The organism is Clavibacter tessellarius (assembly GCF_001618005.1).
Classification (GTDB): domain Bacteria; phylum Actinomycetota; class Actinomycetes; order Actinomycetales; family Microbacteriaceae; genus Clavibacter; species Clavibacter tessellarius_A.
In genome coordinates this window covers 126,022-138,938 of sequence record NZ_LQXA01000035.1, presented here as the reverse complement: position 1 = coordinate 138,938, position 12,917 = coordinate 126,022, and the positions used below count along the sequence as shown (strand labels likewise).

Sequence of the window (12,917 nt, the reverse complement as noted above, 5' to 3'; positions counted from 1 at the left end):
CGGCCGCGCGCCGCCTCGTCCCCGCATCCTCGAGGAGCCCCCATGACCGCATCCCCGACCGCACTCCGCGCCCCGACCGCGCGGCCATCGGCCACCCCTCCGCCCGCCGCCGGCCGACGCGGCGGGACGACCCGCCGCCGGTCACACGACCACCCCGCGTGGTTCCTCGTCCCCGCCCTCGTCGTGCTCGTGGTGTTCTTCCTCATCCCGACCGCCTTCGACTTCGTCTACGCGTTCACGGACTGGTCGAGCTACAAGTCGAGCATCGCGTTCGTCGGCACGGACAACTTCGCCTCCCTGCTCGCCGACGGCAGCCTCGTCGGAGGCCTCCGGATCACGCTCGTGTACGCCGTCCTCGTGGCCGTCCTCCAGAACCTCTCCGGGCTGGTGCTCGCCCTCGTCCTGGAGGCGGACACCCGCGTGAACCGCATGGCGCGCGTCGCGTTCTTCGTCCCCGTCGTCATGTCCGCCCTGGCCGTCGGCTACGTCTTCCAGGCGCTCCTCAAGCCCGACGGCGCAGTGAACGCGATCCTCGGCGCCGTCACGGGCACCCCGGTCACGACCGCATGGCTCGGCAGCACCACCTGGACCATCGTCGTCGTCGCCCTCATCCACGCGTGGAAGTGGATGGGCCTCTCGATGCTCATCTACCTCGCCGGCCTCAAGACCATCAGCGGCGACGTCCTCGAGGCCGCCCGCCTCGACGGCGCCGGCTGGTGGGCCACCTTCCGCACCATCCGCTTCCCGCTCCTCGCGCCCGCGGTCACGTTCAACGTCGCCACCTCGCTGCTCGGATCCATGAACGGCTTCGACGTGGTGCAGGCCACCACGGGGGGCGGCCCGGGCGGCACCACGGAGCTCCTGGACATCTTCATCTTCCGCACCTTCGGGCAGGGGCTCTTCGCCCAGGCCACGACGATGAGCCTCGCGCTCTTCCTCATGGTCGCGGTGCTCGCCTTCCCGGTCATCCGCATCCTGCGCACGAGAGAGGACGTGCTCTCGTGAACGTCTCCGCCGCCGCCTCCCCGACCCTCGGGGCCCCGTCCGACCCGCGAGCGTCCTCGGCCGCCGGGCGGCCGGGCGCGGACGCTCCGCGACGGCGGGGCGCCCGGCGGCCTCGACGTCCGATCCTCCAGCCCCTCGCGGCGATCGCCCTCGTCGTGATCCTCCTGGGCATCCCGTTCTGGATGGTCGTCGTCACGGCAGGCAAGGACCAGGCCGAGGCGCTGCGACCGGACCTCGCACCGCCCTCCCGGTGGCAGCTGCTCGAGAACGTCGCCACCGTGGTCGCCGACGGCCGCATGCTCCCGGCCTTCCTCGGCAGCCTGCTCGTCATGGTCCCCTCGGTGCTCGGGGTGCTGCTGCTGGGATCCATGGCCTCGTGGGTCCTCGCCCGCCGCTCGAGCCGCGTGATGGCGGTCGTCTACGCCCTGTCCATCAGCGGCATCGTGCTCCCGCCGGCCGTCGTCACGATCGTGCTGCTGCTGCGCCAGATCGGGCTCGCGGGCACGCCGGAGGGCATGATCGCCGTGTACATGGGCATGTACCTCTCGACAGTCGTCTTCTTCGTCACCGGATTCGTCCGCACGATCCCGGTCGAGTTGGAGGAGGCGGCCCGCGTCGACGGCGCCGGACCCGTGCGCGTGTTCGTCCGCATCATCCTGCCGCTGCTCGGTCCGACCCTGGCCACCGCGACGATCCTCATCTGCCTGTACGTCTGGAACGACGTCTTCTACGCGCTGTTCGTGGTCGGCGGGCGTCTCGACACCCTCCCGCTCAACCTCTTCCAGGTCGCCTCGAGCGGGCTCTACCTGCAGAACTGGCACCTGATCTTCGCCTACGTCATCGTGATGAGCCTGCCGCTGCTCGTCACCTTCATGGTCATGCAGCGCAAGATCATCGCGGGCATCACCAGTGGCGCCGTCAAGTGACCGCCGCGGTCGTCCCGCCATATGGTGAGGGGATCATGCCCACCGTCCCCGCCGGCCGACCCGCCAACCTCGACGACGTCGCCCGCGTCGCCGGCGTCTCCGCGCCCACCGTGTCCCGGGTGATCACCGGCGCCGCGCGCGTGAGCGCCGAGAAGACGGAGCGGGTGCGGAAGGCGATCCAGGAGCTCGGCTACCGCCCGAACCCGGCCGCCCGGGCGCTGGCCAACGGGCGGTCCCGGGTCATCGCCGTGCTGTCCGGCGGCACCTCGCGCTACGGCTACGCCGAGACCCTCCGCGGGATCGAGGTGAGCGCACGCGCGTCCGGGTACCTCGTGAGCATCACGGTCGTCGACTCGGTGGACCCGGAGGAGGTCGGCACGGCGGTCGACTTCGCGCTCCAGCAGGCGGTCGCCGGCGTCGTCGTGCTGAAGTTCGACCCCCAGGGCGTCGCCGCCCTCGCCGCCGTCCCGTCGTCCCTGCCCACCGTCGCCATCTCCGGCGAGATCGCCGCCGCCGTCCCGCAGGCCGTCATCGACGAGGCCGCGGGATCCGCGGCGCTCACCCGTCACCTGCTCGAGCTCGGGCACCGCACCGTCCACTACGTGCGCGTGCCCCCGTCCGGCAAGGAGGACGGCCGCACGACCGGGTGGCGCCGGACCCTCGCCGAGAGCGGCATCGAGGAGCCGACGATCCACGACGCCACGTGGGAGCCGGCGTCAGGCCGCGCGATCGGCCGACAGCTCGCCCACGAGGACGTGACGGCCGTCCTGTGCGGCAACGACGAGATCGCCATGGGCGTCATCCGCGGCCTCGCCGACGAGGGCCGTGCCGTCCCAGCCGACGTCAGCGTCGCGGGCTTCGACGACCACCCGATCGCCCAGCTCTTCTCGCCTGCCCTCACGACCGCACGCCAGGACTTCGCCGCCCTCGGCACCCGCGCCTTCGGGCAGCTGGAGTCCCTGATGGCGGGAGAGCCGACCGCGCCGCTCACCACGGACGAGGCGGTCGTCGTCGCGCGCGAGAGCACGGGGCCGGCCCCGCGGCGTCGCTAGCGCTCCCCGCCGGGCGGGACAGGCGACGGCGTCGCGCGGAGGGAACGCCCTCCGGGCCGCATCACGACCGGGTGGACAGCACCTTGCGCGCGACCTCGACGAGCTCCGCCGGCTCGACCGGATCCTCGGTCGACGCCAGCTCGTCGAGCGTGAACCAGCGGTGCGCGTGGATGTCGTCGAACTCGTCGGGCATCCAGTTGTCCGACACGGGCGCGAACGCCTCCGTCCGCACCAGGTAGAACGTCGAGTGGCCGACGTCGAGTCCGCCGTCGATCCGGTTGCGCGCGTAGTCGTGCTCCCAGACGGGTTCGCCCACGGAGTCGACGCGCATCCCGGTCTCCTCGAACAGCTCCCGGCGCGCCGCGACGGCCGGCGTCTCGCCCGGGTCGATCCCGCCGCCGGGCGTCAGCCAGCGCGGCGGCAGGTCCACGTCCGTGGAGTAGTTCGTGAGGAAGAGCAGCAGGCGGTCGCGCTCGTCGACGAGCAGGATCCGCGCGGTGTCGCGGACGTGCCGCACGACCTCGCCGTCGCTCATCGGGTGCCTCCGCCGACGGGCAGGTGCCGCGCCCACCACTCGAGGATCGCCTCGAACCGCTGCACGCGGTGCCGCGGGCGGCCCGAGCGGCTCAGCTCGTGGTCCTCGCCCGGGAACACGAGCATCTCGGTCTCGACGCCCGCGCGCACCAGCGCGAGGTGGTACCGCTCGGCCTGCGACAGCGGGCAGCGCAGGTCGTCCTCGGAGTGGACGACGAGCGTGGGCGTGCGCACCTGGTGCGCGGACGCCTGCGGGCTCTGCGCGCGACGCGTCTCCTCGTCATGGCCCGTGTACTCCTCGCCGAAGAACGTGCCGATGTCGGACGTGCCGGTGAAGAGCTCCGGGTCGAGGAAGCCGCGCTCCACGATCGCGCCCTGGAAGCGGTGCTCGTGCGCGATGGTCCAGGCCGTGAGGTAGCCGCCGTACGACCCGCCCATGATGCCGGTGCGCGATCCGTCGAGGGACTCGTGCACCGCGATCGCGCCGTCGAGGAAGTCGAGCACGTCGTGCATGTCGACCGTGCCCATCCGCTCCTTGATGACGCGTCCGTGCGCCTGCCCGTACCCGGCGGCGCCGCGCGGGTTGCACAGGAGGACGGCGTAGCCGGCGTCGGAGTAGACCTGCGCCTCGTCGAACAGGTGCACGCCGTAGGCCGCGTACGGTCCGCCGTGGATCACGAGGAGGACCGGGTGCGGCCCCTCCCCCTCCGGCAGCACGACCCAGCCGTGCACGGGGTATCCGTCGCGGCCGTCGACCACGAGCTCGTGCAGCGGACGGATGCCGCGCTCGCGGAGCGAGGCGGAGAAGTCGGTGAGCGGGACGAGGGCCGAGCTCGCGTCGGGCGCGCGGTCGTCGCGGACGAGCGCGAGGTCGCCGTGCGTGCGCGGATCCGTCAGGGAGACCACGATGGTCGCTCCCCCGACGCCGACCCCCGTGACCTCGACCTGGTCGTCGACGAGGGCCTCGACGGCCCCGTCCGTGTCGACGCGCAGCAGCTGCACGGTCCCGCGCGAGGCGTTGAGGACGAGCACGGCGTCCCGGTCGAGCACGGTGATGTCGCTGCCGCCGAGATCGGTCGTCTCCGCGTCCGTGAGGACGCGCGGGGCGGCGTCGCCGGGATCGAGCACGTAGAGGGACGTGTTGCGCGCGACGAAGTCGACGCCGCTCTCCCCCAGGTCTTGGGCGAGCAGGAAGACGCGGCCCCCGGCCACGGCGACCGCCTCGCCGATGCCCAGCCCGGCCTCGTGCGAGACGACCGTGCGCACCTCGGCCACGCCCGACGGGGCCGCGCCGCGGGCGGGCACCGCCACGGCGTAGGCGCCGGCGAGCAGGTCGTCGTCGCGGCTCTCGTGCCGCGAGGCGACGAAGAGGACCTCGGACCCGTCGGCGGAGAAGCGCGGGGATCCGTGGTCCACCGGCTCGTCGGTGAGCCGGACGACGGGCGGCACCCCGGCGCGCTCGGCGGCCGACGGCGTGGCGTCCGCGCCCGTGCCGCGCACGGCCGGATCCGCGGCGTCCGGGTACCCCGACGGCACCGCCGCCGCGAACGGCTCGGCGTCCAGGTCCGGGACCTCCACGAGGTGGAGCTGCACGTGCCGGTCGGTCGACCAGCCGAGCCCGTTGGCGAGGTACTTCGTGGTCGTGATCCGCCGGGCGGGCTCGGCCGCGGAGGAGACGCCCTCGACGCTCCCGTACCGGCCGGGCTCGGCGACACGTGCCGCGTACACGATGCGCGTCCCGTCCGGCGCCCAGTCGTACGCGCCGACCCCGAGCAGCTCGTCGGTCACGGCGACGGGCTCGCCGCCCGAGGCGCGGACCACGTGCAGCTGCGGCGGGCCCTTCGGCTCCGCGCGCAGGAACGCCAGCACGGCGCCGTCGGGCGACAGGCGGGGCGCCGTGTCCCGGAACCCGCGCGTGATGCGGCGCGGCGGCACGGATCCGTCGATCGCCACCTCCCACAGCTGGCCGGTGTACGCGTCGGCATGCACCCGCGGCCGCGTCACGGACGCGATGGCCAGGCGGCCGTCGGGCGAGACGGCGGGGCGGGAGACGGAGGTGAGGAGGTCGAGATCCGTGGTCTTCATCGCCCCGAGCCTAGCCCGCGCCCGCCGCCGGCCACGGGCCGCGCGGCCGCCTCACTCGGGACGGAAGCTGCTCGTGTCGCCCACGAGGCGGAGGTGGTCCGCGGGGATCGGGTCGACCACCGCGCGCGCGACCTCGGCCGCGAACTGCGAGACGTTGTAGAGGCCGCCGGATGCCTCCTTGCGCTCCTGGATGGCCTCCGGGTTCATGCGGCCGAGGAGCGTGGCCGTGATGGTGCCCTCGATCATGTCGCCCGAGACGACGACGAAGCCGATGCCGCGGGCGTCGAGCTCGGGGATGAGCTCGCGCAGGGCGTCCTCCCCCGCGCGCTTGCTGCGGGCGACCGCCTCGTACTCGGGCATGGTCTCGGTGGTGCGGATGAAGTGGGCCTGGTGGCTCGTGACGAATACGACCCGGCCGCCGTCGGTCAGGAGCGGCAGGGCGCTCCGGAGCACGTTCAGCTGCGCGTCGCGGTTGAGGGTCATGGCGTAGTCCTCGGCCATGCCGCTCTCCATGCCGCCGGACGCGTTGAGCACGAGCACGTCGAGCCCGCCGAGCTCGGTGCGGATCGTCGCCATGAGCGCGTCCACCGACGCCGGGTCCGTCAGGTCGGCCCCGACCGCGACGGCCTTCGACCCGCCCTCGGTCAGCTTCGCGACGAGCTTCTCGGCGCGGGCCGCCTTGTTGCGGTAGTTGACGACCACGTCCGCGCCGGCGCCGGCGAGGTAGGCGACCGTGTCGGCGCCGATGCCGCGGGAGGATCCCGTCACGAGGGCGCGCCGACCGCGCAGCTCGTCGGGGGCGAACGGGCGGATCTCGTCGACGGTGCTCACAGGGGTCTCCTCCTCGAAGGTGCGCACCCGTGGGCGCGCGACGGGTCATCCGGCTGCTGCCGGGACTCCGACGGGCGGGCTGGGCACCACGCCGACGGCGCCTGAGAGCCTACCAACGGGCCCGCGCGCTCGGGTCTAGGTTCGGGTGAGGCGGCGAGGGGGGACGGCACGGGCCATGGCGCACCTCCCCCACGACGCTCCCGGCGCCGCGCGCCCCGTCCGCTACCTCGACGACGCGCTCCCCCGCGTGCTCGCCCACCGCGGCGGCATCCGACCCGGAACGGTCGAGAACACCCTCGGCGCCTTCCGCGCCGCGTGGGACGCCGGGATCACGCACCTCGAGACCGACGCCCGCGTCACGGCGGACGGCGCGTGCGTGCTGTGGCACGACGCCGACCTCCGTCGGCTCACGGGCGACCGGCGCCGCGTCGAGCGCATGACCCTGGCCGAGCTGCGCGGGATCGACCTCGGGTCGGGGGCCCGCGTCACGACCCTGGCGGAGCTCCTCCGCGCGCTGCCGTCGGCGCGCGTCAACGTCGACGTGAAGGGGCGCTCGGCACCCGCTGCGGTCGCGCGCGAGATCCTCGCGGCCGACGCCGTGGAGCGCGTGCTCGTCACCTCCTTCTCGGGACCGCGGCGGAGGCGCGCGGTCGCGCTCCTGCCGGGCGTCGCGACGTCGGCCGACGCCCTGCGCCTCGTCATCGCGGTGCTCGGAGCGCGGCTCGGCCTCTCCCGTGTCGTCCGCGCGGCCCTCCGCGGGATCGACGCCGTGCAGATGCCGCGCACGGTCCTGGGGATCCGCACCACATCCCCCGCCATGGTCCGCGGACTGGCGCGCGTGGTCCGCGAGGTGCACGTGTGGACGGTGGACGACCCTGCGGAGATGATCCGCCTGGTCAGAGCAGGGGTGCACGGGATCGTGACGGACAGGCCGGAGCGGGCCGTCGCCGAATTGCGAGCCAGGGACTGGGATTCGCCTGGGAACCGGACGTCCTGAGAAAGGATCCTCTCAGCCGCGCGGTTTACAACGGGGAGTGCATCGCGAGAGGAGACCACCATGGCAGATCGCAGCTTGCGCGGGATGCGGCTCGGTTCCACGAGCCTGCAGAGCGAGGAGGGCGTGAGCTTCTCCCCCCGGCAGAGGAAGACCTACCGCACGGCCGACGGCACCACGTTCGAGGTCGTGTTCTCGGCGGACGCCGAGGTCCCCGAGGTGTGGGAGTCGCCGAAGAGCGGCCAGGAGGGCCGCCTGCTCGACTCGGAGGGCGCGCCCGTGGCCCACGACGAGGTCGAGGCGAAGATCCCCCGCAGCCACTGGGACATGCTGCTCGAGCGCCGCACGCGCGCCGAGCTGGAGGAGCTCCTCGAGGAGCGCCTCGCCGTCCTGCGCGCCCGGCGCGGACAGCAGCGCATCGGCGCCTGACCCGCGCCCTCCGATCGCGGCGCGTCATGAGAGCCCCCGGCTTCGGCCGGGGGCTCTCGTGCGTCCGGGCCGTCGTCGCCGGCCGGGTCAGCGCGCCGCGCGTCGCCCGCGGCGCCCGAGCGCCAGACCGGCGACCGCGAGGGCTCCGAGGCCGAGCCCCGAGACGAGCCACTCGATGTCGCGGCCCACGAGGATCGCGGGCGTCACGACGTCCGCGGTCGGCACGTCCACCACCATCGAGCCGGCGGTGAACCACGGCAGGCGGTCGAGGTCGCGGCCGTCCGGGCCGACGACGGCGCTCGTGCCCACGGTCGAGATGTTCACGACGCTGCGGCCGGTCTCGAGCGCGCGCATCCGGGCGATGGCCAGCTGCTGCACGCTCTCGTCGGTGCGGCCGAAGTCGGCGTTGTTCGACTGGGCGAGGATGAGGTCCGCGCCCTCGTGCACCATGTCGGTCGTGAGCTGGTCGTCGACTATGTCGAAGCAGATGGCGATGCCCGCGGTCACGCCCGCGGCGTCCATGACCTGGTCGGTCGTCCCCGGCGTGTACTCGCGCTGGATGAGGCCGATGAGGTCGGGCGCGAACGGCTCCCAGAACGCGCGGTCGGGCACGTACTCGCCGAACGGCACGGGGTGCTTCTTGTCGTAGTGGTCGGTCGCCCGACCCCCCGTCCACACGAGCGACTCGTTGTAGAAGCGGCCGTCGCGCTCCGTCACGGTGCCGACGACGAGCGGCGCGCCGAGACGGGCCACCACGCGGTCGAGCGCGGCGGCCGATCCGGGGTCGCGCAGCGGATCCGCGTCGGCCGCGTTCTCGGGCCACACGACCATGTCGACGCCCGCGTCGGACGGGATCTCCTCCGTCGCCCGGAGGTGCGCGCGCAGGATGTCGCCGTAGCGCGCGCCGTCGAAGTACCCGGCCTTGGCGTTCCCCTGCACGGCGGCGACGCGCGTCGTCCCGGTGGTCGTCACCGGGAACGCGGGCACGACCAGCACGAGAGCGACGGCGATCCCGGCCACGAGCGCACGGGATGACCGCCGGACGCGCTCCTCGGCCGCCAGCTCGAGCAGCAGCGCCACCAGGAGCACGAGGACGAAGGACAGACCGGACAGGCCGAGCCAGGTGACGAGGTGCGCGAACGGGCCCTCGGACTGGGACAGCGAGACGCGCCCCCACGCGAAGCCGCCGTACGGCCACACCGCGGAGATCGCCTCGCGCGCCGTCCAGAGGCCCGCGACGGCCACGGGCAGGAGCACGACCCGTCCCGCCACCCTGGGGAACGCGCGGGGGATCCAGCGGTACGCCGTGGCGATGACCGCGGCGCCCGTGGCGACGAACAGCGACTCCAGCGCCGAGAGGGCGATCCACGGCACGGGTCCCAGGTAGAGCGACGCCCACTCGATGTGGGTCAGGTAGAAGGCCAGTCCGGCCACGAGCCCGATCAGGAACGCCGGCCCCGCGCGCCGGCCCCGGAGCGCCAGGAGCACGAGGGCGATGCCGGGGAACACCATCGGCCACAGACCCCGGTCGGGGAACGCGGCGTCGAGGACCGGGCCGGACAGCGCGGCCGCCAGGATCGCACCCCAGAGCGGCAGCGGCGGGCGGATGCGCGGCTCGTCGACGTCGACGTCGACGAGCGGGTGGGCGGCGCGCTCCCGTCGGGGCGCGCGGGCGAGCGCGGTCACACCGACGAGTACGCGACGATGCCGCGCCGGATGCTGTCGAGGGCCGTGCGCGCGTTCCGGGAGACGGGGCCGTCGGCGACGATCGACAGCTGGTCGAGGAGGTCGATGGTCTGCTTGGTCCAGCGGACGAAGTCGCCCGCGGCGAGGTCGGCCTCGTCGAGCACGGCGTCCAGGGTGCCGCCGCGCGCCCAGCGGTGCATGGGCGCGCACAAGCCCGTCGAGAGCGGCTCGGTCGTCGGGAGGCGGCGCTCGCGCTCCACGTCGTCGAGCCGCGACCAGATCTCCTCCGTGCGCTCGAGCGCCGGCCGGAACGCCCCGCGCGGCAGGTTCCGCTCGTTGCGGTCGCCCTCGTCGCGGCGCGGCTGGTAGACGAGCGACGCGGCCATCGCGGCGAGCCCGGCGGGGTCGAGGTCGACCCACACCTGCGTCCGCAGGCACTCGGCGACGAGGAGGTCGCGGTCGCCGTAGATGCGCTTCAGCATCCGCCCGTTCGGCGTCGGCGCCACCTGGCCGTCGACGGCGCGCTTCAGGTAGCCGAGGGAGAGGAGCAGCTCCGTGACCCGGTCGAAGACCTTCGCGACGGCGTTGGTGCGCGTGCGGATCTGCTGGCCCAGCGCATCCGTCTGCCGCTTGAGCCGCCACCAGCGCTCCGCCCAGCGCGCGTGCGACTCGCGGTCCTTGCAGGCGTGGCAGGGGTGCGCCTTCATCCGGCGGCGGAGGTCGGCGAGCTGGCGCTGGCGCTTGTCGCGCTCGCCGTGCTGGCCCGGCTGCTGCATGTCGGCGCGCGCCGCGGTGGCCCGCTCGAGGTCGCTGAGCTCGCGGCGGAGGCCCGAGTACTCGCGGAAGTCGCCGAGGTGGCAGGCCATCGCCTTCTCGTAGCCCGCGAGGGACTCCTCCTGCGTGCGGACCTTGCGGGCGAGGTCGACCACGGCCCGGTCGGCCTGGAACTGCGCGAACGACGACTCGAGCACCTCGCGCGTGCGCTCGCGGCCGAACTGGTCGATCAGGTTGACGGCCATGTTGTAGGTGGGCCGGAAGCTGGAGTTGAGCGGGTACGTGCGACGGGACGCGAGCGAGGCGACGGCCTGCGGATCCAGCCCGTCCTTCCACTGGATGACCGCGTGGCCCTCGACGTCGATGCCGCGGCGGCCGGCGCGGCCCGTGAGCTGCGTGTACTCCCCCGGTGTCAGCGGCACGCGCGCCTCGCCGTTGAACTTTTCCAGCTGCTCGAGCACGACCGTGCGGGCGGGCATGTTGATCCCGAGGGCCAGCGTCTCGGTCGCGAACACGGCCTTCACGAGCTTGCGCTGGAACAGCTCCTCGACGACCTCCTTGAAGGCGGGGAGCATCCCGGCGTGGTGCGCGGCGACGCCCCGCTCGAGCCCTTCGAGCCACTCCCAGTAGCCGAGGACGGCGAGGTCCTCGTCCCGCAGCGTGCGGCAGCGCTCCTCCACGACGGCGCGGATCTCGTCGCGCTCGTCCGCGTGCGTGAGCCGGACGCCCGCGCGGAGCACCTGCTTGACCGCGGCGTCGCAGCCCGCGCGGCTGAAGATGAAGAAGATGGCCGGCAGGAGGTTGCGCTCGTCGAGGAGGGCGACCACCTCGGGCCGGTCCATGCGCCCGCGCTCCCAGGGGCCCGGAGCGCGTCGTCCGGAACCGCCGCCCGCTCCCCCGCGGCCGCGGCCCTGGCTCTGCCCGGCGCGCACGCGGGCGGACTCGCGGCCGCCGCCGTGCGTCATCCGGACGAGCTCGGGGTTCACGCGATGCGTGGCCGCGAGCCCGGAGGAGTCGAAGAGGTCGACCATGCGGTGCCGCACGATGACGTGCTGCTCCAGCGGCACGGGACGATCCTCCGAGACGATGACGTCGGTCTCACCGCGGACGGCCTGCAGCCAGTCGCCGAACTCCTCCGCGTTGGAGACCGTGGCGCTCAGGGAGATCATCCGCACGCTCTGCGGCAGGTGGATGATGACCTCCTCCCACACGGCGCCGCGGAAGCGGTCGGCGAGGTAGTGCACCTCGTCCATGATGACGAAGGCGAGGTCGCGGAGGAGGTCGGAGTCCGCGTAGAGCATGTTGCGCAGCACCTCGGTCGTCATGACGACGATGCGCGCCCGGCTGTTGACGTTCGTGTCGCCCGTGAGGAGCCCCACCTCGTCCGGCCCGTACTCCGCGACGAGCTCGGCGTACTTCTGGTTGCTCAGGGCCTTCATCGGCGCCGTGTAGAAGATCTTGGCGCTCGGACGCTGCATCGCGAGGAACACCGCGAACTCGGCGACCACGGTCTTGCCCGCGCCGGTGGGCGCGGCGACGAGCACGCTGCGGCCGTTCTCGAGCGAGGCGGCAGCGGCGCGCTGGAACGGGTCGAGGTCGAAGCGCAGGCCGCTGGCGAACTGCTCCAGGAGCGGCAGGCCGCGGCGGCTCCGGGAGGCGGCGTAGCGTTCGGCGGGCGAGAGCTGGTCTGTCACGATGCCGCCAGTCTAGGCGGCGGATCCGGGCGTCGGCCGGGCGCGGACGCGACGACGCCCGCCCCTCGCGGGACGGGCGTCGGATGCGCGGGACCCGCGCGCGTCAGGGCAGCAGGTCGTCCGTGAGCGTCGCGGCCCGACGCGCACGACGCTTGTCGTTCAGCAGCGAGATGCCCGCGGCGATCAGGTACAGGACCGTCATCGGCACGGCCAGCAGGAACATCGACATGACGTCGGCCGCCGGCGTCGCGATGGCGCAGAACAGGATGATCAGCAGGATGGCGATGCGCCACGACTTGATGATCGCCGTGCCGGTGAGGATCCCCATGAAGTTGAACAGCACGAGGAACACCGGCAGCACGAACGCGATGCCCACCGCGAACACGAGCTTCAGCACGAAGTCGAAGTACTCGCGCGCCGTGATGAACGAGGAGTCCCCCGCTCCGGCGAACTGCGTGAGCAGCGCGACGATGTGCGGCAGCACGAACCAGCCGGCCGCGCATCCGCCGAGGAACAGCGGCACGGCGGAGAAGAAGAAGCCGAAGGTGTAGCGGCGCTCCGTCTTCGTGAGGCCGGGGACCAGGAAGGCGAAGACCTGGTACAGCCACACCGGGCTGGAGATGATGAGGCCCACGTAGAGGGCGATCTGCAGTCGCAGGTCGAAGGCCGACGTGATGGTCGGGAAGTTGAGGCTCGCGTTCCGCCCCTGCTCGGCGTTGATCTCCTCGATGGGCGCGCGCAGCGCCTCGAGCACGAACGACGACAGGAACCAGCCCGCGACCATCGCCAGGACGATGGCCACGCCGGCGATGAACAGGCGCTTCTTCAGCTCCAGCAGGTGCTGGACGAGGGACATGCGCCCCTCGGCGTCCCGCTTCGTGGCGCGGGGCCGCTCGGTGGTGCTCAC

The 12,917-nt window shown here is 73.2% G+C and carries 11 protein-coding genes; 5 read left to right on the top strand and 6 right to left on the bottom strand.

From position 1 onward, the window contains the following. Positions 1-42 precede the first annotated feature (42 nt). The 3 genes from AWH51_RS09595 to AWH51_RS09585 are packed head-to-tail and all read left to right on the top strand — an operon-like array spanning position 43 to position 2,983. Positions 43-1,005, top strand: a complete 963-nt coding sequence (locus AWH51_RS09595; protein ID WP_081235020.1) for a carbohydrate ABC transporter permease — start codon at positions 43-45, stop codon at positions 1,003-1,005. Then, on the top strand, positions 1,002-1,931 hold the full coding sequence (locus tag AWH51_RS09590) for a carbohydrate ABC transporter permease (protein ID WP_217491915.1): 930 nt from the start codon (positions 1,002-1,004) through the stop codon (positions 1,929-1,931). The genes AWH51_RS09595 and AWH51_RS09590 overlap by 4 nt, the downstream gene beginning before the upstream one ends. A 35-nt stretch (positions 1,932-1,966) precedes the next feature. Then, positions 1,967-2,983 carry a LacI family DNA-binding transcriptional regulator gene (locus AWH51_RS09585; RefSeq protein WP_063071844.1) on the top strand — a complete coding sequence of 339 codons (1,017 nt, stop codon included), beginning with the start codon at positions 1,967-1,969 and terminating at the stop codon, positions 2,981-2,983. 61 nt (positions 2,984-3,044) lie between these two features. Here AWH51_RS09585 and AWH51_RS09580 read toward each other — a convergent pair whose 3' ends face one another. From AWH51_RS09580 to AWH51_RS09570, 3 genes are read right to left on the bottom strand one after another with little or no spacing between them, the layout of a single operon-like run. After that, positions 3,045-3,518, bottom strand: a complete 474-nt coding sequence (locus AWH51_RS09580) for an NUDIX hydrolase (RefSeq protein ID WP_063071843.1) — start codon at positions 3,516-3,518, stop codon at positions 3,045-3,047. After that, positions 3,515-5,602, bottom strand: coding sequence for an alpha/beta hydrolase family protein (locus AWH51_RS09575; protein WP_063071842.1), 2,088 nt, complete (start codon positions 5,600-5,602; stop codon positions 3,515-3,517). Before AWH51_RS09575 ends, AWH51_RS09580 begins: the two co-directional genes overlap by 4 nt. Before the next feature lie 51 nt (positions 5,603-5,653). Continuing rightward, positions 5,654-6,433 (bottom strand): SDR family oxidoreductase, encoded by a 780-nt coding sequence (locus AWH51_RS09570; RefSeq protein WP_063071841.1) that lies wholly within the window; start codon positions 6,431-6,433, stop codon positions 5,654-5,656. Between the two features lie 175 nt (positions 6,434-6,608). Between AWH51_RS09570 and AWH51_RS09565 the strand changes: the two genes are divergently transcribed. Together AWH51_RS09565 and AWH51_RS09560 are read left to right on the top strand one after the other, a co-directional pair. After that, positions 6,609-7,430 (top strand): glycerophosphodiester phosphodiesterase family protein, encoded by an 822-nt coding sequence (locus AWH51_RS09565; RefSeq protein ID WP_063071840.1) that lies wholly within the window; start codon positions 6,609-6,611, stop codon positions 7,428-7,430. A gap of 60 nt (positions 7,431-7,490) precedes the next feature. After that, a complete protein-coding gene (locus tag AWH51_RS09560) occupies positions 7,491-7,856 on the top strand; it encodes an RNA polymerase-binding protein RbpA (RefSeq protein ID WP_063071839.1) in 366 nt (121 codons plus the stop codon). An 87-nt stretch (positions 7,857-7,943) separates the two neighbouring features. Here the strand turns inward: AWH51_RS09560 and lnt are convergent, their stop codons facing one another. The 3 genes from lnt to tatC form a co-directional block, all read right to left on the bottom strand. Continuing rightward, positions 7,944-9,542, bottom strand: coding sequence for an apolipoprotein N-acyltransferase (lnt, locus tag AWH51_RS09555; RefSeq protein ID WP_175345502.1), 1,599 nt, complete (start codon positions 9,540-9,542; stop codon positions 7,944-7,946). Further along, entirely contained in the window at positions 9,539-12,010 is a 2,472-nt protein-coding gene (locus AWH51_RS09550) for a DEAD/DEAH box helicase (RefSeq protein ID WP_063071838.1), read from the bottom strand. The genes lnt and AWH51_RS09550 overlap by 4 nt, the downstream gene beginning before the upstream one ends. Positions 12,011-12,113: 103 nt before the next feature. After that, positions 12,114-12,866, bottom strand: a complete 753-nt coding sequence (tatC, locus tag AWH51_RS09545) for a twin-arginine translocase subunit TatC (protein ID WP_063071944.1) — start codon at positions 12,864-12,866, stop codon at positions 12,114-12,116. Between the last annotated feature and the right edge of the window lie 51 nt (positions 12,867-12,917).